Here is a 423-nt window from a genome sequence, read left to right on the forward strand (position 1 = left end):
CCTCCCCGCGCCCCCGCCCTCACGCCGGGGCGGCGAGAGCCGCTAACGTTGCCCCCGAGGTGTCCCCGCTCATAGATGGATTCTGTTCGTGTGGTGGAGTGCTCCCCGGCGTGCCCCCGCGGGAGGGTAGAGTTTTCCGGCTGTCATCGGCACGCCGGGCTGGGTTCGGGTGCCAATTTCATGAGCGCGGCCGGGACCTTGTTCCCGATCGCGCCGTGAGGCCACTCCTCATTGTAGTCTCTACGCCAAGCCTCCAACTTTTCGGCGGCGTCAGCAAGGCTGAGGAACCAGTGGGCGTTCAGGCATTCGGCCCTGAGCCGCGCGTTGAACGCTTCGATGTAGGCGTTATCCGTGGGCTTTCCGGGGCGGGAGAAGTCGAGAACTGGAGTGCTCCCCGTTTCACCGGACATGCCGGCTATTGAA

At 65.2% G+C, this 423-nt stretch carries 1 protein-coding gene; it reads right to left on the bottom strand.

Going from position 1 to position 423, the window contains the following annotated elements; translation table 11 throughout:
- Nucleotides 1-143: 143 nt before the first annotated feature.
- Nucleotides 144-423: integrase core domain-containing protein (locus JCR33_RS24685; RefSeq protein ID WP_198884806.1), on the bottom strand; the 280-nt coding region annotated here is incomplete at its 5' end.

The sequence above is a fragment of the Acuticoccus mangrovi genome (assembly GCF_016411865.1).
GTDB lineage: Bacteria > Pseudomonadota > Alphaproteobacteria > Rhizobiales > Amorphaceae > Acuticoccus > Acuticoccus mangrovi.